Source organism: Agromyces sp. ISL-38, assembly GCF_018613935.1.
Taxonomy (GTDB): Bacteria; Actinomycetota; Actinomycetes; order Actinomycetales; family Microbacteriaceae; genus Agromyces.
Genome location: NZ_JAGGPF010000008.1, coordinates 77,996 through 99,498, shown reverse-complemented (window position 1 = coordinate 99,498; position 21,503 = coordinate 77,996). Strand labels below are relative to the sequence as shown.

The window sequence follows — 21,503 nt, the reverse complement described above, 5'->3', positions numbered from 1 at the left end:
CACTCGAAGTTCCGGGCATCCGATGGGGAAAGATTCGCAGAACTTAACGCTCAGGCAAGGGCGGGTGCCGACGACAGCTCGGCGGTCATCCGGCCCGGAGCCACTCGCACGAGTTCAGCCGGCGCCGGCTCGAGCGCGCACTCGGTCACCGCTGCGATGGCCACGAAGGCGGGGTCGGCGCAGAGCTCGTCGCGCGTCCAGCTTCGCGTCAGGTCGAGCCCGACGCGACCGATGCGTGCGACCTCCCGCCTGGACTGCGGTGCGAGCCGTGCGAGCATGAATCCGTCGTGCGCGCGCACGATCGCGGCCTCGATGATGCCCTCGGGCGCGCCGCCGACGCCGAGCAGCAGGTCGAGCGATCCATCGGATGCCACGGCATGCACGATCCGCTCGATGTCACCGTGCTCGAACTCGTGCAGTCGTGCCCCCGCCTCGGCGACCGCCGCGGCGAGTGCCGCGTTCCGCTGCCGCCGCTGCACGGCGACCGTGAGGTCGGCCACACGGAGCCCGCGGGCCTCGGCGAGGAGGGCGAGGTTCTCGCCGACCGGAAGCATGAGGTCCAGCCCTGCGTCAGGTCCCGCGTGCACGAGCTTGTCGAGATAATGCGCGGGACCGAGGTCGAGGAACGCGCCTCGGGGCGCCGCCGCGAGGATCGCCATCGCGCCCGGCTCCCCTGCTGCCGCCAGTCGCGTGCCGTCGACGGGGTCGACGGCCACGTCGATGGCCGGTCCGGAGCCCGTGCCGAATCGTTCTCCCGGGTGGAGCATCGGCGCGTCGTCCTTCTCACCCTCGCCTGCGACGATCCGGCCATCGACGTCGATCGTGGCGAGGGCGGCGCGCAGCGCGTCGACCGCGGCGGCGTCGACCGCGTGCGGATCCCCGTTCCCGACGAGCGGCCTCGCGGCGCTCGCCGCCGCCTGGACGGCGTGCAGGAGCGCGGCACGCACCTCTTCGGGAATGGCCGGCGCCGCGGCATCCGTCGCCACTGGGCTCTCGTCGGGTCCGTTTTGCATCCCGCCATCTTGGCGTAGTCGACTGGGCGACGCCGCAGAGCGGCACAGCTGGGCACCGCCCGGTAACTCCCCAGCGGCAAGTCGTTAGACTCGTGGCGAACCCACCGTCGCCTTGAAGGAGCACCATGCCCATCGCAACCCCCGAGCAGTACGCCGAGATGCTCGACACCGCCAAGGCGAAGGGTTTCGCCTTCCCGGCGTTCAACGTCTCCTCCTCGCAGACGCTCAGCGCGGTGCTGCAGGGCCTCGCCGAGTCCGGATCCGACGGCATCATCCAGGTCACGACCGGCGGGGCCGACTACTTCGCCGGCCACACCGTGAAGGCCCGCGCTACAGGTGCGCTCGCGTTCGCCCGCTTCGCCCACGAGGTCGCGAAGAACTACCCGATCACCGTCGCGCTCCACACCGACCACTGCCCGAAGCCCGCGCTCGACGACTTCGTGTTCCCGCTCATCGCCGCCTCCGAAGAAGAGGTGAAGGCGGGCCGCAATCCGATCTTCCAATCGCACATGTGGGACGGCTCGGCCGTGCCGCTCGCTGAGAACCTCGAGATCGCGAAAGAGATCCTGCCCCGCATGAAGGCGATCAACGCCATCCTCGAGGTCGAGATCGGCGTCGTCGGCGGCGAGGAAGACGGCGTCAAGCACGAGGGCTCCAACGAGGCGCTCTACACGACCCTCGATGACGCGATCTCGACGGTCGAGGAGCTCGGCTTCGGCGACCAGGGCCGTTACATGGCCGCCCTCACCTTCGGCAACGTGCACGGCGTCTACGCGCCCGGCAACGTGAAGCTGCGCCCCTCGCTCCTCAAGGAGATCCAAGACGGCCTGGCAGCCAAGTACGGCACCGGCCCGAAGCCCCTCGACCTCGTCTTCCACGGCGGCTCTGGCTCCACCGACGCCGAGATCGCCGAGGCGGTCGCGAACGGCGTCGTGAAGATGAACATCGACACCGATACGCAGTACGCGTTCACTCGCTCGATCGCCGGCTACATGTTCTCGAACTACGACGGCGTCCTGAAGGTCGACGGCGGCGTCGGCAACAAGAAGCAGTACGACCCGCGCGCGTGGGGCAAGGTCGCCGAGACGGCGATGGCCGCCCGCGTCGGCGAGTCCACGCGCCAGCTCGGCTCCGCCGGCCAGTCGATCAGCGCGTAGGGCCCCGGATGTCGCAGCACGGTGCCGCCCGATCGTCCGATGAGTCGGACGGCGGCGGTGCCGCGCGCGGCGACGCTCCCCCGGCGCCTCCACGCGACGAGCGCCCTCGCCCGCAGTACGGCGAGTACGCCCCCGAAGGCTGGAGCTGGCAGCCTCCTGCCGATCAGCGCACGTCCGACCCGGCGCCGCAGATGGCCACTCCGCCGCCGCCGGTCGCGGCATCCGCTCGTCCTGACCGCCCCGCCGACCGGATCGTCACGATCCTCCTGCTCGTACTCGGCGCGTTCGGTGCCGCCTACAACTCGTTCTCGGTGATCGCCATGCCGTCGAGCGCACTCGAGTCCGCCAGGATGTCCGCGGCGATGTTCGGCTCCGATGCGGTCCCGACCACGTTCACGCCCGGGCCGGCCGTGCCTGCGGCCATTGCGATCGGCGTGGCCGCGCAGCTCGTGCTGTGGGTGTGCGCGCTCCTGTGGTCGCGTGCGCGTCTGCGCGCAGGTGCCCTGTCCTGGTGGATCCCGCTCGTCGCGGGGGTCGTGGCATTCGTCGTGGTGATGATCGTCGCCCTGATCGTGTTCACGAGCGATCCGGCGCTGCTCGAGTTCCTGCGTTCAGTGGGCTCGCCGACGCCCGCACCGTGAGTGCGATCGGCTGACCGGTGTGGTCAGTCAGCTCTCGGTCGCGCGTGCCCGCCCGCCGAGCGCCCGCGCGTCGCGGTTGCCGGCGAGGTCGTTGCGCAGCTCCTTGGGGAGCGAGAAGATCAGGTCTTCTTCAGCCGTCTTGACCTCGGCGACCTCGCCGTAGCCGGCGTCGGCGAGCGCGGCGAGCAGCTCTTGCACGAGTTCTTCGGGCACGGATGCCCCGCTCGTCACGCCGACCGTCTCGACGCCGTCGAGCCATTCCTGCCTGACCTCGCTCGCGTAGTCGACGCGGTAGGCGGCCTTCGCGCCATATTCGAGCGCCACTTCGACGAGTCGCACGCTGTTGGAGCTGTTGGCCGAGCCCACGACGATCACGAGGTCGGCGTTCTGCGCGACCTTCTTGATCGCGACCTGGCGGTTCTGGGTGGCGTAGCAGATGTCGTCGGACGGCGGGTCTTGCAGGTTCGGGAACCGCTCGCGCAGGCGCCGCACGGTCTCCATCGTCTCGTCGACCGAGAGCGTGGTCTGCGAGAGCCACACGACCTTGTCGGGGTCGCGGACCTCGATGTTCGGCACGTCGTCGGGGCTGTTCACGAGGGTGACGTGATCGGGAGCCTCACCGGCGGTGCCTTCGACCTCTTCGTGTCCTTCGTGGCCGATGAGCAGGATCTCGAAGTCGTCGCGGGCGAACCGAACGGCCTCGCGGTGCACCTTCGTGACGAGTGGGCAGGTCGCGTCGATCGCGTGCAGGCCACGATCGGCGGCCGCGTTCACGACGGCCGGCGAGACGCCGTGCGCGCTGAAGACGATGTGCGCGCCGTCGGGAACCTCGTCGACCTCGTCGACGAAGATGGCTCCCTGCTGCTCGAGCTCGGTCACGACGTGGATGTTGTGCACGATCTGCTTGCGCACGTAGACCGGCGCGCCGTAGTGCTCGAGGGCCTTCTCGACGGCGATCACCGCGCGGTCGACGCCGGCGCAATAGCCGCGGGGCGCTGCGAGCAGCACACGCTTGTGTCCGGGGACCGGGATATCCTTGAGCCGGCCGCGCACGCCCGGGACTCTGGGCATGCCGAGGCCGATTCGCGGGGCATCCGTCAAGCTCGTCACGGTGCCCATCCTACGCGGCTGAGATGTACGGAAAGGCTGGGAGGCCAGATGACGGATGCACCGGCGACACGTGATGCGCCGTGGCCGGTCGCTCTGCTCTCGGGCAAGCTCAAGCAGTACATCGACCGGCTCGGCACCGTCTGGGTCGAGGGTGAGATCACGCAATGGGGCGTCTCAGCCGGCAACGTCTACGGCAAGCTCAAAGACCTCGACGCCGACGCGACCCTGTCGTTCCAGGTCTGGTCGTCGGTGCGGGCCCGCTTCACCGAGCAGTTCAAGGCGGGCGACCGGGTCATCGCCCTCGTGAAGCCGAACTGGTGGGTCAAGGGCGGCTCGCTCTCGATGCAGGTCTTCGAGCTCAAGCACGTGGGCCTCGGCGACCTGCTCGAACGACTCGAGCGGCTGCGCACCGCACTCGCCGCCGAAGGGCTGTTCGACGCAGCACGCAAGCGCCGGCTGCCGTTCCTGCCGGGCGTCGTGGGCCTGATCACGGGCAAAGACAGTGACGCCGAGCACGACGTGCTGCGCAACGCCCGGCTCCGCTGGCCCGCCGTCGACTTCCGCGTAGTGCATGCAGCGGTGCAGGGCGACCGCACGGTGCCCGAGGTCATCGCCGCGATCAAGCGACTCGACGCCGATCCCGACGTGCACGTCATCATCATCGCGCGCGGCGGCGGCGACTTCCAGAACCTGCTGGGCTTCAGCGACGAGCGCCTCGTTCGTGCAGCGGCCGCGGCATCCACCCCCATCGTCTCGGCCATCGGGCACGAGGCCGACCGGCCGCTGCTCGACGAGGTGGCCGACCTCAGGGCGTCGACGCCGACGGATGCCGCCAAGCGCGTGGTGCCCGACATCAGTGAGGAGCTCGTGCGCATCGAACAGGCGCGAGCGCGTCTCAGCATGCGACTCTCGGCGATCCTCGGCCGGGAGATCGACCGCATCGGTCACCTCCGCTCGCGTCCGGCGCTCGCCGACACCGCGTGGATCGTCGACCGCCGCTCCGAAGACCTCACGAGGTGGGTCGCACGCGGTGCCGAGCTCATCGATCGCACGCTCGAACGAGCCACGTCGAGCACCGCCGAACTGCGCACGCGACTGCGATCCCTCTCGCCGCAGGCCACGCTCGATCGCGGCTACGCGATCGTGCAGGGCGCCGACGGGCACGTGGTGCGAGCACCTTCCGCAGCGCCCGACGGCACCGCGCTCGTCGTCACCCTCGCCGAAGGCGCGCTCGCCGCCGTCTCCCGCGGCGAAGTGCCCGATCACCGGGCACCGGCGGCCGACTCGACGACCGACTCTTCGCCCGGCTCGACGGCGAAGCGTGCCGGTCGCCCCGAATAGAATGGATGCCATGTCCTCCATGCCCGATGTCGCCGAGCTGAGTTACGAGCAGGCCCGAGACGAGCTCGTGCGCGTCGTCGGCGAGCTCGAGCAGGGCTCCGCGACGCTCGAGCAGTCGCTCGCGCTGTGGGAACGCGGCGAGGCGCTCGCCGCGCGCTGCGAGGAGTGGCTCATCGGAGCGAAGGCGCGACTCGACGCGGCGCGTGCCGGCAGCGCAGGCCGCGCGGCATCCGACCACGCCGGCGAACGCTGATGGCCGCGCGACCGCCGCGGGTCGTCGCCGAACTCGGCCGGCCCGAGACGCCCGAAGAGACCGCGGCCCGCCTGGCTGAGAACTCCCGCCTCCACCGCCAGCGCCAGACCCTCAAGAACCTCGTGCTCGCCCTCGGTGCGAGCCTCATCGTGATGCTCGTCATCGTGCTCATCGTGCCCCGCAGCGACACGCCCATCGAGCGCGACATCGACGTCGCGACGGTCGCCGAGCAGGCGCAGATCGCCAGCTCCGACCCGCTCGCGGTGCCGGAGCTTCCCGAGGGCTGGCGCGCGAACGCGGCCGAGCTGCGAAAGAGCGAGGCCGACGGAGTCACCGCCTGGTACGCCGGCTACCTCACGCCGAGCAACGAGTACGTCGGCATGTACCAGGGCCTCGAGGCGAATCCCACGTGGGTCTCCGCACTCCTCGAACGCACGCTCGCGACCGGAACCACCACGATCGACGGCGTCGAGTGGACGGTGTACGACAACCGCGATTCGAACGACGACGTGGGCAACGCCCGCTACGGCCTCGTGACCGAGGCGGGCGGCAACACCTTCGTGCTGATCGGCACGGCGACGACCGACGAGTTCGAGACGATCGCCGCGGCACTCGCGACCACCATCGAAGCCCAGCACTGAACATCGAGTTTCCGCCCCGACCAATTACCGCACGTCGACGCGCAGCACTGAGAGGACCGCCCGTGAGCGACCATCCGACCGACCGACCTGAGACTCCGGCAGCCACCTGGCGTGAGCTTCGGCGCGGCAACGAGCGATTCGTCGCCGGCGAGCCGCAGCATCCGCGCCAGGACGTCGACCACCGCACCGCGCTCGCTGCGCGCCAGCGGCCGCTCGTCGCGATCTTCGGCTGCAGCGATTCCCGCTTGTCGGCCGAGATCATCTTCGACGTGGGGCTCGGCGATGCCTTCGTCGTGCGCAACGCTGGCCAGGTCATCTCCGACTCGGTGCTCGGCTCGCTCGAGTATGCCGTGGGCGTGCTCGGCGTGCCGCTCATCCTCGTGCTCGGGCACGACGAATGCGGCGCCGTGCTCGCCGCGATCGAATCCCAGACGCCCGATGCAGCGCCGCTGCCCGCGCACATCAACTCGATCGTCTCGCGGATCGTGCCGGCCGTGCGGCGAGTGGCGGGCGGCGACCCGGCCCTGCCGATCCAGCGCGACCACGTCGACGCCGGCTTCGTGGGACGCGAGCATCTGCGCGACACGGTCGCCGAGCTGCTCGAGAGCTCCGAGATGATCAGCGACGCGATCGCAGCCGGTACGCTGGCTATCGTCGGCGCGAACTACCGCTTGCTCGAAGGGCGCGCCGAGACCGACATCGTCGTCGGACGCATCTGACCGCCGCATTCGCGGCTCCCGCCGGGAGGGCCCGGCTCGCAACCGAAAGGGATCACACCGTGGTGGACAACCCCGCCGACTATCGGATCGAACACGACACGATGGGCGAGGTGCGGGTGCCCGCATCGGCGCTCTACCGTGCGCAGACGCAGCGCGCCGTCGAGAACTTCCCGATCTCGGGCTCGGGCCTCGAGATCCAGCAGCTCCAGGCGCTCGCTCGCATCAAGAAGGCCGCGGCGCAGGCGAACGCCCGTCTCGGCGTGCTCGACGCCGACATCGCGAGGGCCATCGAAGAGGCGGCCGACGAGGTCATCGAGGGTCGCCATGATGCCGTCGAGCACTTCCCGGTCGACGTCTACCAGACCGGCTCCGGCACGTCCTCGAACATGAACATGAACGAGGTGCTCGCGACGATCGCGACCGAGAAGCTCGGCGCCCCGGTGCATCCGAACGATCACGTGAATGCCTCGCAGTCCTCGAACGACGTGTTCCCGACCTCGGTGCACATCGCCGTCACCGCAGCGCTCATCGACGACCTCATCCCCGCCCTCGACCACCTCGCCGTGTCGCTCGAGGCGAAGGCCGACGCATGGTCGGGTGTCGTGAAGGCCGGCCGCACGCATCTCATGGACGCCACTCCGGTCACCCTCGGCCAGGAGTTCGGGGGCTATGCACGCCAGATTCGCCTCGGCATCGAGCGAGTGCGCTCAGCGCTCCCCCGCGTCGCCGAGGTGCCGCTCGGCGGCACCGCCGTCGGCACGGGCATCAACACCCCAGCCGGCTTCCCGCAGCTCGTCATCGAGCTCCTCCAGCAGGAGACCGAGCTGCCGATCACCGAAGCGGTCGACCACTTCGAGGCGCAGGCCAACCGAGATGGGCTCGTCGACGCGTCGGGCGCGCTCCGCACCATCGCCGTGAGCCTCACGAAGATCGCCAACGACATCCGGTGGATGGGCTCCGGGCCGAACACCGGCCTCGGCGAGCTGAACATCCCCGACCTGCAGCCCGGATCCTCCATCATGCCGGGCAAGGTCAACCCGGTCATCCCAGAGGCCGTGCTCATGGTCGCGGCCCGGGTCATCGGCAACGATGCGACGATCGCGTGGGCCGGGGCATCCGGATCCTTCGAACTCAACGTGCAGATCCCCGTCATGGGCACGGCATTGCTCGAGTCGATCCGCCTCCTCTCGAACTCCGTGCGCGTGCTCGCCGACAAGACGATCGACGGGCTCGAGGCCAACATCGAGCGCACGAGCGCCCTCGCCGGCATGTCACCGTCGATCGTGACGCCGCTCAACAAGCTCATCGGCTACGAGGCCGCAGCGAAGATCGCGAAGCACTCGGTGGCGCAGGGCATCACCGTGCGCGAGGCCGTCATCGACCTCGGCTACGTGGAGCGCGGCGAACTCACCGAAGAGCAACTCGACAAGGCCCTCGACCTGCTCTCGATGACGCGCCCGCCGCAAGCCTGACCCGCGCTCACGCACAACGCTCGCCCACTGCGAACGCGTCACTTCCCGACGTTCAGCTGGCCTCTGCGCGCCATCCGCGTCGGGAAGTGACGCGTTCGCGTCGGCTGCGCGCTCACGCGGGGCGCCGGGATCGGTGCTCGTGCCCCGACGGCATGGCACCGACCGCGCGCACGACACCTTGCGGTTTGCCGGCGACTCTGCTCTAGTTAACTCATTCGTTAATTAACAAAGGATGCAACTGCAGGTGGACGAGCTGAGCACCATCTTCGCGGCTCTCGCCGACCCGACGCGACGCGCGATGCTCGCTCGACTCGCGGCGGGCGAGGCGACGGTCGGCGAACTCGCAGCTCCCCACGACATCAGCCTTCCTGCGGTCTCGCGGCACCTGAAGGTGCTCGAGCGAGCCGGGCTCGTGTCCAAGGGGCGCGACGCCCAATGGCGTCCGTGCCGGCTCGAGACGAAGCCGCTCGAAGAGATCGAGGAGTGGATGTCGACGTACCGGAAGTTCTTCGAAGGCCGCCTCGACGCCCTCGACACGCATCTGAACGTCATCATGGGCCGTTCGGCCGAGAAGGAGGAGTCATGACCGACACGGAGCGCTCGACCGATACGAGACGCGGATTCAGCATCGTGCGGTACCTCGATGCCCCGCGTGAGCTCGTCTTCCGCGCCTGGACCGACCCGGCACAGCTGCACTGGTTCGCCGGGGTGGCGCCGTCGGCGGAGCATCCGTCGACCGTCGACCTCCGGATCGGCGGCGCCTGGCGCGTGTTCCTCGTCGAGCAGAACGACGAGGCCCGCTCCTACGTCACCGGCGGCGTCTACCGCGAGATCGCCGAGCCTTCGCGCCTCGTCTTCTCGTGGGGCGCAGTCGGCGGCTGGCCCGCGATCGATCCCGAGGACCCCGACGGTCTCGACCGTGTGCCGATCGTGACCGTCGAACTCGATGCGATCGGTGACACGACCCGCATGAGGCTGCACTTCGGGTTCGCCGATACCGTGCCCGACGCCCGCGTGCGTGAATGGTTCGCGCTGGGGGTCGAGCCGGGCATGAATGCGACGATCGACCGCCTCGCCCCGCACCTCGCACGCAGGTGAGCGCTCGGGCGTTCGCCTGAGCGGCCGCCCGAGCGCTCGGCGCTCGCGCTAGTTGAGCTCGGCGCCGTCGAGCATCTCCGAGACGAGCGCCGCGATCGCCGATCGCTCCGAGCGGGTGAGCGTGATGTGGGCGAAGAGCGGATGCCCCTTCAGCGTCTCGATCACGCTCGCGACGCCGTCGTGGCGACCCACCCGCAGGTTGTCGCGCTGGGCGACGTCGTGGGTGAGCACGACCCGCGAGTTCTGTCCGATGCGGGAGAGCACGGTGAGCAGCACGTTGCGTTCGAGCGATTGCGCCTCGTCGACGATCACGAACGCGTCGTGCAGCGAGCGGCCGCGGATGTGGGTGAGCGGCAGCACCTCGAGGATGCCGCGATCGATGACCTCCTCGAGCACGTTGTCGGAGACCACGGAGCCGAGGGTGTCGAACACCGCTTGCCCCCAGGGGTTCATCTTCTCGCCCTGGTCGCCGGGCAGGTAGCCGAGCTCCTGGCCGCCCACCGCGTAGAGCGGCCGGAAGACCATGATCTTCTTGTGCTGCTGGCGCTCGAGCACCATCTCGAGGCCCGCGCACAGGGCGAGCGCCGACTTGCCGGTGCCGGCGCGCCCGCCGAGCGAGAGGATGCCGATCTCGGGGTCGAGCAGCAGGTCGATCGCGAGCCGCTGTTCGGCCGAACGGCCGTGCACGCCGAACACGTCGCGATCGCCGCGCACGAGCTTCACCTCGTGCTCGCCGACGACGCGCCCGAGTGCAGACCCCCGCTCCGAGTGGATCACGACGCCCGTGTTCACGGGCAGGTCAGCGACGGCCGCGGTCGTCATCATTTCGTGCTCGTAGAGCTTTGCCATGTCGTTCGATCCGAGCGAGAGCTCGGCCATGCCGCTCCAGCCCGAGTCGATCGCGAGCTCGGCGCGGTACTCCTGCGCGTCGAGTCCGATCGACGCCGCCTTCACGCGCAGCGGCAGGTCTTTCGAGACGACCGTCACGGCGACGCCGTCGTTCGCGAGGTTCATCGCGCATGCGAGGATCCGCGAGTCGTTGTCGCCCAGCTGGAGCCCGCTCGGCAGCACCGACGGGTTCGAGTGGTTGAGTTCCACCCGCAGCGATCCGCCCTCCCCGACGGGGATCGGGAAGTCGAGGCGCTCGTGTTCGATTCGCAGTTCGTCGAGTATCCGCAGCGCCTGCCGCGCGAAGTACCCGATCTCGGGGTGGTTGCGCTTCGACTCGAGTTCCGTGATCACCACGACGGGCAGCACCACGGCATGCTCGGCGAATCGGAACAACGCCTTCGGGTCCGAGAGGAGCACCGAAGTGTCGAGCACGTACGTCCGCTCCGATTGCGCAGTGTGCGCAGGCGTCGCCTCGCCGGATTGCGCCTTGGCGCCACCCGCGGTTCGACCGACGGACTTGGAGGTTTCGATTGAAGCCACGACCGCTCCTGCCCCGAGCGTTCCGCTCGGCTCTCGCGCCGGCCGGCGATCCTCCTACGAGCGGTTCACGAGCCGACTCGATCAGACACCTTGCCTGATGCCTCTGACCGTACTTCGGCGTCACCGAATCCGCGCCATCGACACGCAGAATGTCATGCGGGTGTCACGCGGCGTTCACATGCGGACGCGGATGTCGCGAGCCGCACGCCGAGCGCCGCCGCTGCCGCCGCGTCACGCGCTTAGTACGTCGCCGCGGAACTGTACGACACGAACGCAGCACGCAGCATCTCGAGCGTCTCACCCGACGTGGCCGAGTGCACGCTCAGCCGCACCCGTCCCTGCCTCGTCGTGGCGGTGACGCCGTGGTTGTGCAGCGAAGCGGTGAGCATCGTCACCTGCTCGGTGGGCGGCTCGAGCACGACGAGGCCGGCGCGCTCCTGTTCGTCGCGCGACGAGACGACCGCGATGGCGAACTCGTCGGCCAGGTCGATGACGCGGCTCGCGCGTTCGGCGACGGCGGCATTGATCACCGGCACCCCGACACGGGCGATCTCCTCGAGCGCCGCGGCAAGGCGCGCCTCGCCGACCGGATCGGGGTTCGAGATGCGGAACGCGCGGGCGTCGGGCGCCGGCGGCGGCACCTCGCCCCACGGCTCGGCTTCCTCAGTGCCCGAGAACCCCGAGAACACGGGCGTGAGCCGCTCGAGCGCGCGCGGCGACAGCGCCATGATCCCGGTGCCCCAGCCCGCCCGGCACCACTTCTGCCCGCCGCTCAGCACGACATCGGCGGCCTCCCACGGTGCGTCGACCACACCGAAGCCCTGGATGGCATCGACGATCAGCAGTCGATCGCCGATCACCTGTCGGATCCCATCGATGTCGCAGAGGTATCCGGTGCGCGCGTCGACGAGGCTCACCGCGACGGCGGCGACGTTCGACTCGAGCTGGGCGCGGATCTGTCCCGGCGTGACCTTGCCGTGATCGGTCTCGAGCCAGACGGGCTGCACGGTGTGCAGCGCTTCCATGGCGCGCACTGCAGCGATGGGCAGGCTCGGGAACTCCTCGGCCGACAACAGCACACTGCCGGTGAGGCCGAACATCGCGTGCATGATGCCTTGCGTCGTGTTGGGCTGGAAGACGATCGCGTCGGCCGGGAACCCCGTCACCACGGATGCCGCTGCACGAAGCCGCGCATCCTGCTCGGCGAAGGCGTCGAGGCTGCCGTGCCGCGCCCGCTGCAGCACTTGCGTGAAGGCGAGCGCCTCCTCGGCGGCCGACGTCGAGAGCGGGCCGACACGAGCGTAGTCGAGGTATCCGGGCTCGTCGGTGAATCCGGCGTTGAACTCATCGATGGTCACGTGTGTGCCCCCTTCTCCGAGGCATATTGTGACAGAACGAACAGCCCGATCACCCGCCGAATCTGCGATGCCGCTTCACGTAGTCGCGAAGTGCCCTCAGGAAGTCGACCTTTCGCAGGTCGGGCCCGAGCGCCTCGACGAAGTAGAACTCGCTGTGCGCCGCCTGCCAGAGCATGAAATCACTGAGGCGCTGCTCCCCCGAGGTGCGGATCACGAGATCGGGATCGGGCTGACCGCCCGTATAGAGGTGCTCGCCGATGAGGTCGGGCGTCAGCCGTTCGGCGAGGTCTTCGAGGCTGCGTCCCTCGGCGTGGTGGGCCGCGACGATCGAGCGCATCGCGTCGGTGATCTCCTTGCGGCCTCCGTAGCCGACCGCGAGGTTCACGTGCAGGCCGCGCTTGTCGGCGGTGCGATGCTCGGCGGCGTCGAGCGCGGCGACGAGGGGCTCGGGCAGCCCGGCATCCGACCCGACATGCTGCACGCGCCAGTCGCGATAGTGCGAGAGCTCCTCGGCGAGCTCGGCGATGATCTCGATGAGATCGGCGAGCTCACTCGAGGGCCGGTTGCCGAGATTGTCGCTCGAGAGCAGGTAGAGCGTGACGGTCGTGATGCCGAGGTCGTCGCACCATTCGAGGAACTCGCGCATCTTCGCGGCGCCCGCGCGGTGGCCGTGGGCGGCCGAGTCGTAGCCGAGCTGCTTGGCCCAGCGCCGGTTGCCGTCGATGATCATCGCGATGTGACGCGGAACGGATGCCGGATCGAGTCCCCGCCGCAACCGGTTCTGGTAGACGCGGTAGAGCAGGCCGCGACCGATGGAGTGATCGCTCGTGTGCACGGACCTACGCTACCGCTCCGCGGCATCCGGCACTCACAGTGAGCCGTGATCGTCGAAGCTCTACGCTGGCTGCATGACCTCGAAGCGCCGCCGCGAGCCAGACCATCTCGCGGAGCAGCTCTCCCGCCCGGCTGCGGCGGACGACCCGGCAGATGCCGCGGTCACCCGCGATCAGCACGGCTCCGACCTGCCGAACATCCCGGTGCTCGACGACGGCATCTCGCGCGCCGACGTGAAGCCCACCTGGCGTGGCTGGATCCACGCCGTGACGTTCCCGATCACGATCGTCGCAGGCATCGTGCTCCTCGTGCTCGCACAGGGCGCGCCGGCGAAACTGGCGTCCCTGGTGTTCGTGCTCACCTCGATGCTGCTCTTCGGCAACTCGGCGCTGTACCACCGCTTCGACTGGAACCCGAAGACGAAGCTGCTCCTCAAGCGCATCGACCACGCCAACATCTTCCTGCTCATCGCCGGCACCTACACACCGCTCGCGATCCTCGCGCTGCCCCCCAGCCAGGGCTGGCTGCTGCTCGGCGTGGTGTGGGGCGGGGCGCTCGTCGGCATCGGCTTCCGGGTGTTCTGGATCTCGGCACCGCGCTGGCTCTACGTGCTGCTGTACCTGCTGCTCGGCTGGGCCGCGGTGATGTACCTCGGCGACCTCCTCGCTGTGAACGCGCTCATGATGGTGCTCGTCATCGTCGGCGGACTGCTCTACACCGCGGGCGCGATCGTGTACGCGCTGAAGAAGCCGAACCCCTGGCCGGGAGTCTTCGGCTTCCACGAGATCTTCCACGCGTGCACGGTGCTCGCGTTCATGTGCCACTGGACCGCGACACTGCTCATCGCAATCGACCCCGCGTACCACACTGGCTGAGCCGGGCTGCGTTCAGCGAGCGGATGTCGCGCCGGTGTCGTTCTCTTCGTCGTCGGCGTTCGGCGACGGGCTCGAGGCATCAGGCGCACTGCCTTCATCACCGAGCATCTCGGCCTCGAGGCGCTCGATCTCGAGTCGCTCGCGCACCTCTGCGCGATAATTCGTGCGCCGGATGCGTCGCACCATATCGAGGATCAGGAGCACCACGACGACCATCAGGCCGAACGTCACGACGAATCCCCAGATGCCGGGGGTCACGGTGTCGGGGTCGAACTCCTCGTCTGCGGCGATCAGGATCGCCCCGGCGAGGCGTGTGATCACGAGCGTGCTCCGGCGATGGAACAAGCGGGCACGACGAGCATCGGATTCCCTTCACCGGGGGCGGGTTAGGCTGGATTCAAGCCTAGACGATCGAGGCGGGAAGGGGCCGAGCCGTGGCCGGGCAGACTGAGGTGCTCGCTGCGCGCTACGGGCGCACACCCGGCAAGCGCACTCGTGATCGCCTGCTCCTCATCGGCGCGGCGATCGTCTTCGCGATCGTGCTCGGCGCGTGGATCGTGTGGGCTGGGCTCGACGGCCAGCGGCCGACTGTCGAGGCGACTGACACCGGCCATCGCCTCCTCACCGAGCAGCGCGCGGTCGAGGTGAGCTGGACCTTGTCGGTGCCACCCGGCAATGAGACCGCCTGCATCGTGCAGGCGCTCAACGACGATTTCACCGTCGTCGGCTGGAAAGTCGTCGAACTGCCCGCGTCGGATCGGTACCTGCGCACCTTCACCGAGCAGGTTCGCACGGCACAGGAAGCGAACACGGGTTTGATTTACCGGTGTTGGCTCACCTAACATGGGTCATTCGCCCTGACAGTCGTCGGGGCGTCACGTCTATTTCGGGAGTGCACCATGGCGCACGAAGCCATCGTCACCTGGCTTACCCAGGAGGCATACGACCGGCTTGCGGCCGAGCTCGAGCAGCTCTCCACCAATGGGCGCGAGGAGATCGCGAAGCGCATCGAATCCGCCCGTGAAGAGGGCGACCTCAAGGAGAACGGCGGCTACCACGCCGCGAAAGACGAACAGGGCAAGCAAGAGGCTCGCATTCGCCAGTTGAAGGAGCTCCTGCGCTCGGCGCAGGTCGGCGAAGCGCCGACGTCGAACGGCGTCGTCCAGCCCGGCACCGTGATCACCGCGGTCATCGCCGGCGACGAGTCGACCTTCCTCATCGGCAGCCGTGAGATCGCCGGCGACTCCGAACTCGACGTCTACAGCGAGCAGAGCCCGCTGGGCGCCGCGATCCTCGGCTTGAAGGTCGGCGAGCAGACGAGCTACATCGCACCGAACGGCCGTGAGATCCCCGTCGAGGTCACGGGCGTCGAGACCTGGGGCGGTCAGTAACCACTGCGCTCACCCGACGGCCCCTTCGCTTCGCGGAGGGGCCGTCGTCGTTCGGCGCGTCCGTCGACAGTGAGCGGCCCGGTCGTCATCGAGCGGCCTCAGTCGACGTCGACCTTCGGGTCGTATCCGGCACGCCGGAGGGTCTCGACGACGACCTCGCGGTGCACCGGCCCTCGGGTCTCGACCGAGAGCTTCAGTTCGACCTCGGAGATCTGCAGTCCCGACCCGTGACGGGTGTGCAACACCTCGATCACGTTGGCGTTCGCCTCGGCGAGCAGCTCGGCGACCCGCGCGAGCTGGCCGGGTCGGTCGGGAAGGCCGACGCGCAGCGAGAGGTAGCGATCGGAGGCCGACAGTCCGTGGGCGATGACGCGCTGCATGAGCAGCGGGTCGATGTTGCCGCCGGAGAGAAGCGCGACGACGGGACCGTCGGAGTGCACCGCGCCCGTCATGATCGCCGCGACCGAGACCGCGCCGGCCGGTTCGACGACGAGCTTCGCGCGTTCGAGGAGCACGAGGAGCGCGCGGGCGATGTCGTCTTCGGAGACGGTGACGATCTCGTCGACGGCTTCACGGATGATCTCGAAGTTCAGTTCGCCGGGGCGGTACACTGCGATGCCGTCGGCGATCGTGGGCACGACGGGAACCTGCTGCGGCGAACCCGCCGCGAGCGAGGCGACGTAGGGTGCGGCGTTCTCGGCCTGCACGCCGATGACGCGGATGGTGCGGCCATCGCGCGCGGCTTGTTGCTTCACCGCACTCGCGATGCCTGCGGCGAGCCCGCCGCCGCCGACCGGCACGACGATCGTCGTGGCATCGGGCGCCTGCTCGAGGATCTCGAGCCCGAGCGTGCCCTGTCCGGCGATGACATCGGGATGGTCGAACGGCGGGATGAGCACCGCGCCCGTCTCGGCCGCATAGGCGGCGGCCGCCTCGAGCGTCTCGCCCACCGAATCGCCGCGCAACACGACGTCGGCGCCGTAGTGGCGGGTCGCGTCGAGCTTCGGCAGGGCCACGCCCACGGGCATGAAGATCGTCGCGCGGATGCCGAGCTCGCGCGCCGCGAACGCCACGCCCTGGGCGTGGTTGCCGGCTGAGGCCGCCACGACGCCTCGCTCGCGCTCGGCCTGGGTGAGCGCCGAGATGCGATGGTAGGCGCCGCGGAGCTTGTAGGAGCCCGTTCGCTGGAGGTTCTCGCACTTGAGGTACACGGGCACGCCGAGCCGGTCGCCGAGGAATCGCGAGGACTCCATCGGGGTCCGGCGGGCGACGCGCCCCACGACCTCGCGCGCTTGCTCGAACTCGGCGAGGCTCGGCCCCGGAATGGTCGTGGTCAACTCGTTCATTCTCCTCGCGCGTATCCGGGTCGTTGGGGCACGGTCCGCCAGAGCGGCGAGCGGGCGGCGGTCGCCGGTGGCCCCGACTGGTCTTTCCAGGAACCGCCGGCGATGTAGAGGATCATCACGTTGAGCACCGCGGCCACCGGCACGGCGAAGAGCGCCCCCGGAATCCCCGCGAGCAGCGAACCGGCCGCGACCGCGAGCACGACACCGAGCGGATGCACCTTCACGGCGGTGCCCATGATGAGCGGCTGCAGCACGTGGCCCTCGACCTGCTGCACGAGCAGCACGATGCCGAGCATCACGAGCGCGATCACCGGGCCGTTGTAGACGAGCGCGACGAAGACGGCGAGCGCGCCCGTGACAACCGCACCGACGATGGGGATGAACGAGCCGAGGAAGACGAGGATCCCGATCGGCACCGCGAGCGGAAGGCCGAGGAAGTAGGCGCCGAGGCCGATGCCGATCGCGTCGATCGTCGCGACGAGGATCTGCACGCGAACGAAGTTGCCGAGCGTCGCCCAGCCGGACTGGCCCGCTCCGTCGATCGCGGCGCGGGCACGTCGCGGGAAGACGCCGACGACCCAGTTCCAGATGCCGCGTCCGTCGATGAGGATGAACAGGGTCGCGAAGAGGGCGAGCAGCATGCCCGCGAGGAAGTGGCCGAGGGTCGACCCAAGCGAGAGCGCACCGGTCAGCAGTACGCTGCCATCCTGCTGCACGGAGTTCACCACCTGGGCGACGAATTCGTTGAGCTGCTGCTCGGTGATGTGGAAGGGCCCCTCGAGAAGCCAGACCCGGAACTCGTTCCATGCGATGACGGACTGCGCGGCGAGCTCGTCGGAGCCGCGCACGATCTGGGTGATGCCGAGCGTGAGCAGGCCGCCGACGACGGCGAGCGTCGAGAGCATCGCGGTGGTCACGGCGAGCCACTTCGGCCATCGGTGCCGCTGCAGGAAGCCGACGAAGGGCACGAGCAGTGCGCCGATGAGCACCGCCACGAGAATCGGGATGATGATGAGCCGCAGCTGGATGATGAGGAACACGAGGACCGCGAGCATTCCGCCGATGAGCAGCAGTCGCCACGACCAGGCGGCCGCGAGGCGCATGCCGTAGGGAATTCCGTCGGCGACCTGGTGCACCGGTTGCGGCTCGGCCGTGTGCGGATCGGCCGTGTGCTGATCGGCCGTGACGGGCGCCTCAGTGGGCTTTCCCTCACGCCCGAGGCCTGCTCGCGAACGAGCCCTCCCCTTCGACTCCGTCATTGCTCCAGTCTAGGCACGGCACATGCACCGAAGTGCATGGGCGGACGGATGTCGCATCCGCTGTTCCTCGCGTGTCGGAGGCCCCGGATAGGGTCGAGCATCATGGTCGACTCCGTCAGTCCCGCCCTCGCACGGCGCATCGCGCTCGCGGCGCAGGGCTTCTCCCGCCCGATGCCCGAGTCGCCCGGCCTGCGCCAGGTCGGCAGTGTCGTCGATCGGCTCGCGCTCCTGCAGATCGATTCCGTGAACGTGTTCGAACGCAGTCATTACCTCCCCGCGTTCAGCCGCGTCGGCGACTACGACCGCTCGCTGCTCGACCGGCTGACCACCGGCAGTCGGGGTCGCATGATCGAGTACTGGGCGCACCAGGCGGCGTTCATCCCGCGCGAACTGTGGCCGCACTTCGAGTTCCGTCGCGCGGAATACCGTCGGAAGGGCAGCGACTGGGGCGGCTGGGTCACCGAGAATCGCACGCTCGCCGAGTGGCTCCGTGCGGAGCTCGCCGCGAACGGGCCGATGCGCGCGAGCGAGATCGAACATGACGCCAACGAGCGCCGCGGTCCATGGTGGGGCTGGTCCGACGTCAAGCGCACGCTCGAGATGATGTTCCGCACCGGCGAGGTCGTGTGCATCGAACGCCGCCGCTTCGAGCGCGTGTATGCGCTGCCCGAGCAGGCGCTCTCCCCCGAGCTCCTCGGCGAGCCGCCCGCCGGGGCCGACGCCGTGCGGCACCTCGTCGAGCTCGCGGCATCCGCTCTCGGCATCGGCACCGAGGCCGACCTCGCCGACTACTGGCGGATGACGCGGGCAACCGTGCGCGCGGCGATCCGCGATCTCGAGGAGTCGGGCGTGCTCCTGCCCGTCGAGGTCCCCGGCTGGACCACCGGCGCGCGACCCACGCCCACCTGGCTGCACCGCGACGCGAAGCGGCCACGGCGCATCGAGACGGCCGCGGTGCTCTCGCCGTTCGATCCGGTCGTGTGGTTCCGGCCCCGCACCGAGCGAATGTTCGACTTCCACTACCGCATCGAGATCTACGTGCCCGAGCCTGACCGCAAGTTCGGCTACTACTCGCTGCCCGTGCTCATCGACGACCGGGTCGTCGGCCGCGTCGACCTGAAGAGCGACCGCCAGGCGGGGGTGCTCCGCGTGCAGTCGGCGTGGGCCGAGCCGGGCGCGCCGGCCGAGACGGCGGCGCGGCTCGCTCCGGTGCTGCTGCGCGCGGCCTCGTGGCAGGGGCTCGACGAGGTGGCGGTCACCGGGCGCGGAGATCTCTCCCCCGCGCTGAGCTCTGAACTCGCGACTGCCAAGGCCGGCGTGGCCTAGAAGGCGCCGCCCATGGTCTCGAGCCGCTTGATGCGATCGGCGATCGGGGGGTGGGTCGCGAACAGCCGGTCGATGACGCCGGGCCGCAGCGGGTCGGCGATCCAGAGGTGCGCCATCGAGGAGTTCTGCCGCCGCATCGGCCGGCCGTAGGCCCCGAGCTTCTCGAGCGCGCTCGCGAGGGCGTCGGGATGCCGCGTCGTCATCGCGCCCGTGGCGTCGGCCAGGTACTCGCGCTGTCGTGACACGGCCAGTTGCACGAGGCTCGCGACGAGAGGCGCGATGAGCATCGCCACGAGCCCGAAGACGAGCACAACGGGGTTCTGGTTGTTGCCCCGCCCGAAGAACGTCATGCGCACGAGCATGTCGGAGATGAAGCCCACCGCCACCACGAGACCGAACACGACCATCGAGAGTCGGATGTCGTAGTTGCGCACATGGCCGAGCTCATGGGCCATGACGCCCTCGAGCTCGGCGTCGTCCATGATCTCGAGCAGGCCAGTGGTCGCGGCGACGACGGCGTGCTCGGGGTCGCGCCCGGTCGCGAACGCGTTGGGCGCGGGGTCGGAGATGACGTACACCTTCGGCATCGGCGTGCCGGTCGTGATCGAGAGGTTCTCCACCGTTCGCCAGAGCCGCGGGTGGTCGGCCTTGCTCTTCAGCTCGATCGCGCCCGACATGGCGATCGCCTGCCGGTCGGCGGTGAAGTACTGGAACAGGGCGTACGCGGTCGCGATGACGAGCGTCACGATGACGATCGTCGGATCTTGATAGACCCATGCCGCCAGCCACCCCAGCCCGCCGATGATGGCGAGGAAGAACAGGATGATGAAGAAGGTGTTGCGCTTGTTCTTCGCTATGGCTCGGTACATCGTCGTGCGTTAGAACTGGACGCGCGGGGGCTCTGCGATCGCCGCAGGCTCCGTGACCTCGAAGAAGTCGCGCTCGTGGAAGCCGAGGCCCCGCACGAACAGCGTGTTGGGGAAGACCTTGATCTTCGTGTTGAGCTCTCGCACGCCGCCGTTGTAGAAGCGACGGGATGCCTGGATCTTGTCTTCGGTGTCGACGAGCTCGGCCTGCAGCGCCAGGAAGTTCTGGCTCGCCTGCAACTGCGGGTACGCCTCGGCGACCGCGAAGATCGACTTCAGCGCCTGCTGCATGTGGTTCTCGGCGGCACCCGCCTCGACCGGACCCTGCGCCTGCAGCGTCTCGGCTCGGGCACGCGTCACGTTCTCGAAGACCGCCTTCTCGTGAGCGGCGTAGCCCTTCACCGCTTCGATGAGGTTGGGGATCAGGTCGGCACGGCGCTTCAGCTGCACCGTGATGTCGCTCCACGCCTCGTCGACCCGCACATTGAGGGTGACGAGGGAGTTGTAGGTGGCCCACAGGTAGATGCCGGCGATCACCACGAGCGCAACGACGATGATGACGGGAATGAGCCATTCCATGGCACGGACTCCTAGCGCTCTGGGCGACGTATTGACGTGTTCGGGTGTCTGCTCATCCTACCGAGCACCCCTGTTCGCCTACCGTGCTTCCCATGAGACTCGGAGGAAGCGCGGGGCCTGCTCCGGGCGTAGGCTCAGGCTGTGGCCGAGGCACCTGCACCGCGTCGTCGCGGTCGTCCGAAGGGGGCCAATCGCGACGACACGAGGGCGCGCATCCTCGAGGCGGCGACCGCCGAATTCGGCGAGCACGGGTATGAGGCCGCCTCGGTGCGTGCGATCGCTCGCCGCGCCGGCGTCGACCCGGCACTCGTGCACCACTACTTCGACGGCAAGTCGGCGCTCGTCGCCGAAGTCGTCGAGGTGCCGCTGCGCCCAGACCGGCTCGTGCGCGACGCGCTCGACGGGCCGCTCGAAGAGCTCGGCGCGCGACTCGTGCGTGCCGTGCTCGGCGCGTGGGATGCCGCCGGGGTGCGTCCTGCCGCGGTCGCGGCCTTGCGCTCGGCGATCGGCCAGGGTCCGGTGGCACGGATGCTGCGCGAGTTCCTACGGCGCGAGATCATGCACCGCATCGCGAGCCGACTGGGTGACGCCGACCGAGCTGACGCCGAGCTTCGCGCCGAGCTCGCGGCATCCCAGATCGTCGGAGTGATCATGGTGCGCTACGTGCTCGCCTTCGAGCCCGCGGCCTCGGTGAGCATCGACGAGCTCGTCGCGCGCGTCGGGCCGGCGGTGCAATGGCACCTGACCGGTCGTCCTCCGGGCACTTGACAACCGGTTCGGGCAGGCGAAGAAT

General features: G+C 69.1%; 24 protein-coding genes. 14 read left to right on the top strand and 10 right to left on the bottom strand.

Annotation, left to right across the window (positions count from 1 at the left end; genetic code table 11):
- Positions 1-50: 50 nt before the first annotated feature.
- A complete protein-coding gene (locus J7E25_RS07035; RefSeq protein WP_214869237.1) occupies positions 51-1,013 on the bottom strand; it encodes a fructose-bisphosphatase class II in 963 nt (320 codons plus the stop codon).
- 125 nt (positions 1,014-1,138) lie between these two features.
- Between J7E25_RS07035 and fbaA the strand changes: the two genes are divergently transcribed.
- Both fbaA and J7E25_RS07025 read left to right on the top strand, forming a co-directional pair.
- A complete protein-coding gene (gene fbaA / locus J7E25_RS07030; protein WP_214869235.1) occupies positions 1,139-2,170 on the top strand; it encodes a class II fructose-bisphosphate aldolase in 1,032 nt (343 codons plus the stop codon).
- 8 nt (positions 2,171-2,178) lie between these two features.
- The gene (locus J7E25_RS07025; RefSeq protein WP_214869233.1) at positions 2,179-2,811 is read left to right on the top strand and encodes a DUF6264 family protein; all 633 of its coding nucleotides are present in this window, start codon (positions 2,179-2,181) and stop codon (positions 2,809-2,811) included.
- Positions 2,812-2,838: 27 nt separating this feature from the next.
- Here J7E25_RS07025 and J7E25_RS07020 read toward each other — a convergent pair whose 3' ends face one another.
- Positions 2,839-3,882 (bottom strand): 4-hydroxy-3-methylbut-2-enyl diphosphate reductase, encoded by a 1,044-nt coding sequence (locus J7E25_RS07020; protein WP_214869385.1) that lies wholly within the window; start codon positions 3,880-3,882, stop codon positions 2,839-2,841.
- 57 nt (positions 3,883-3,939) lie between these two features.
- On the opposite strand from J7E25_RS07020, the gene xseA reads away from it, so the two are divergent.
- From xseA to J7E25_RS06985, 7 genes are all read left to right on the top strand, one after another.
- Positions 3,940-5,262: an exodeoxyribonuclease VII large subunit gene (gene xseA / locus J7E25_RS07015; protein ID WP_374196197.1), complete on the top strand. Its 1,323-nt coding sequence runs from the start codon at positions 3,940-3,942 to the stop codon at positions 5,260-5,262.
- A 1-nt stretch (position 5,263) separates the two neighbouring features.
- On the top strand, positions 5,264-5,515 hold the full coding sequence (locus tag J7E25_RS07010) for an exodeoxyribonuclease VII small subunit (protein ID WP_214869230.1): 252 nt from the start codon (positions 5,264-5,266) through the stop codon (positions 5,513-5,515).
- Positions 5,515-6,156 (top strand): DUF4245 domain-containing protein, encoded by a 642-nt coding sequence (locus tag J7E25_RS07005; RefSeq protein ID WP_214869228.1) that lies wholly within the window; start codon positions 5,515-5,517, stop codon positions 6,154-6,156. The genes J7E25_RS07010 and J7E25_RS07005 overlap by 1 nt, the downstream gene beginning before the upstream one ends.
- Before the next feature lie 62 nt (positions 6,157-6,218).
- Complete coding sequence (locus J7E25_RS07000) at positions 6,219-6,875, top strand: carbonic anhydrase (RefSeq protein ID WP_214869226.1); 657 nt, start codon at positions 6,219-6,221, stop codon at positions 6,873-6,875.
- A 59-nt stretch (positions 6,876-6,934) separates the two neighbouring features.
- The gene (locus tag J7E25_RS06995) at positions 6,935-8,347 is read left to right on the top strand and encodes an aspartate ammonia-lyase (RefSeq protein ID WP_214869224.1); all 1,413 of its coding nucleotides are present in this window, start codon (positions 6,935-6,937) and stop codon (positions 8,345-8,347) included.
- 244 nt (positions 8,348-8,591) lie between these two features.
- The gene (locus J7E25_RS06990; protein ID WP_308164410.1) at positions 8,592-8,933 is read left to right on the top strand and encodes a metalloregulator ArsR/SmtB family transcription factor; all 342 of its coding nucleotides are present in this window, start codon (positions 8,592-8,594) and stop codon (positions 8,931-8,933) included.
- The gene (locus J7E25_RS06985) at positions 8,930-9,445 is read left to right on the top strand and encodes an SRPBCC domain-containing protein (RefSeq protein ID WP_214869220.1); all 516 of its coding nucleotides are present in this window, start codon (positions 8,930-8,932) and stop codon (positions 9,443-9,445) included. The genes J7E25_RS06990 and J7E25_RS06985 overlap by 4 nt, the downstream gene beginning before the upstream one ends.
- A 48-nt stretch (positions 9,446-9,493) precedes the next feature.
- On the opposite strand, the gene J7E25_RS06980 is transcribed toward J7E25_RS06985, so the two are convergent.
- From J7E25_RS06980 to J7E25_RS06970, 3 genes are all read right to left on the bottom strand, one after another.
- Positions 9,494-10,876, bottom strand: a complete 1,383-nt coding sequence (locus tag J7E25_RS06980) for a PhoH family protein (protein ID WP_308164409.1) — start codon at positions 10,874-10,876, stop codon at positions 9,494-9,496.
- A 239-nt stretch (positions 10,877-11,115) separates the two neighbouring features.
- Entirely contained in the window at positions 11,116-12,234 is a 1,119-nt protein-coding gene (locus tag J7E25_RS06975) for an aminotransferase class V-fold PLP-dependent enzyme (RefSeq protein ID WP_214869218.1), read from the bottom strand.
- Between the two features lie 49 nt (positions 12,235-12,283).
- The gene (locus J7E25_RS06970) at positions 12,284-13,069 is read right to left on the bottom strand and encodes an isoprenyl transferase (protein ID WP_308164408.1); all 786 of its coding nucleotides are present in this window, start codon (positions 13,067-13,069) and stop codon (positions 12,284-12,286) included.
- Between the two features lie 73 nt (positions 13,070-13,142).
- On the opposite strand from J7E25_RS06970, the gene J7E25_RS06965 reads away from it, so the two are divergent.
- Positions 13,143-13,943: a hemolysin III family protein gene (locus J7E25_RS06965; protein ID WP_214869216.1), complete on the top strand. Its 801-nt coding sequence runs from the start codon at positions 13,143-13,145 to the stop codon at positions 13,941-13,943.
- A gap of 12 nt (positions 13,944-13,955) precedes the next feature.
- On the opposite strand, the gene J7E25_RS06960 is transcribed toward J7E25_RS06965, so the two are convergent.
- The gene (locus J7E25_RS06960) at positions 13,956-14,264 is read right to left on the bottom strand and encodes a hypothetical protein (protein WP_214869215.1); all 309 of its coding nucleotides are present in this window, start codon (positions 14,262-14,264) and stop codon (positions 13,956-13,958) included.
- 113 nt (positions 14,265-14,377) lie between these two features.
- On the opposite strand from J7E25_RS06960, the gene J7E25_RS06955 reads away from it, so the two are divergent.
- The gene (locus J7E25_RS06955; RefSeq protein WP_214869214.1) at positions 14,378-14,785 is read left to right on the top strand and encodes a DUF4307 domain-containing protein; all 408 of its coding nucleotides are present in this window, start codon (positions 14,378-14,380) and stop codon (positions 14,783-14,785) included.
- Positions 14,786-14,842: 57 nt separating this feature from the next.
- Positions 14,843-15,334, top strand: a complete 492-nt coding sequence (gene greA / locus J7E25_RS06950) for a transcription elongation factor GreA (RefSeq protein WP_214869213.1) — start codon at positions 14,843-14,845, stop codon at positions 15,332-15,334.
- A 98-nt stretch (positions 15,335-15,432) separates the two neighbouring features.
- On the opposite strand, the gene ilvA is transcribed toward greA, so the two are convergent.
- The gene (ilvA, locus tag J7E25_RS06945) at positions 15,433-16,680 is read right to left on the bottom strand and encodes a threonine ammonia-lyase (RefSeq protein WP_214869212.1); all 1,248 of its coding nucleotides are present in this window, start codon (positions 16,678-16,680) and stop codon (positions 15,433-15,435) included.
- Complete coding sequence (locus tag J7E25_RS06940) at positions 16,677-17,939, bottom strand: AI-2E family transporter (RefSeq protein ID WP_214869211.1); 1,263 nt, start codon at positions 17,937-17,939, stop codon at positions 16,677-16,679. Before J7E25_RS06940 ends, ilvA begins: the two co-directional genes overlap by 4 nt.
- Positions 17,940-18,041: 102 nt before the next feature.
- Between J7E25_RS06940 and J7E25_RS06935 the strand changes: the two genes are divergently transcribed.
- Positions 18,042-19,265, top strand: coding sequence for a winged helix-turn-helix domain-containing protein (locus J7E25_RS06935; protein WP_214869209.1), 1,224 nt, complete (start codon positions 18,042-18,044; stop codon positions 19,263-19,265).
- Here the strand turns inward: J7E25_RS06935 and J7E25_RS06930 are convergent.
- Entirely contained in the window at positions 19,262-20,134 is an 873-nt protein-coding gene (locus J7E25_RS06930) for a M48 family metalloprotease (RefSeq protein ID WP_214869207.1), read from the bottom strand. The genes J7E25_RS06935 and J7E25_RS06930 overlap by 4 nt on opposite strands.
- A 9-nt stretch (positions 20,135-20,143) precedes the next feature.
- A complete protein-coding gene (locus J7E25_RS06925) occupies positions 20,144-20,710 on the bottom strand; it encodes a LemA family protein (protein ID WP_214869205.1) in 567 nt (188 codons plus the stop codon).
- Between the two features lie 141 nt (positions 20,711-20,851).
- Between J7E25_RS06925 and J7E25_RS18290 the strand changes: the two genes are divergently transcribed.
- Positions 20,852-21,478 carry a TetR family transcriptional regulator gene (locus J7E25_RS18290; protein WP_215005564.1) on the top strand — a complete coding sequence of 209 codons (627 nt, stop codon included), beginning with the start codon at positions 20,852-20,854 and terminating at the stop codon, positions 21,476-21,478.
- Positions 21,479-21,503: the final 25 nt, after the last annotated feature.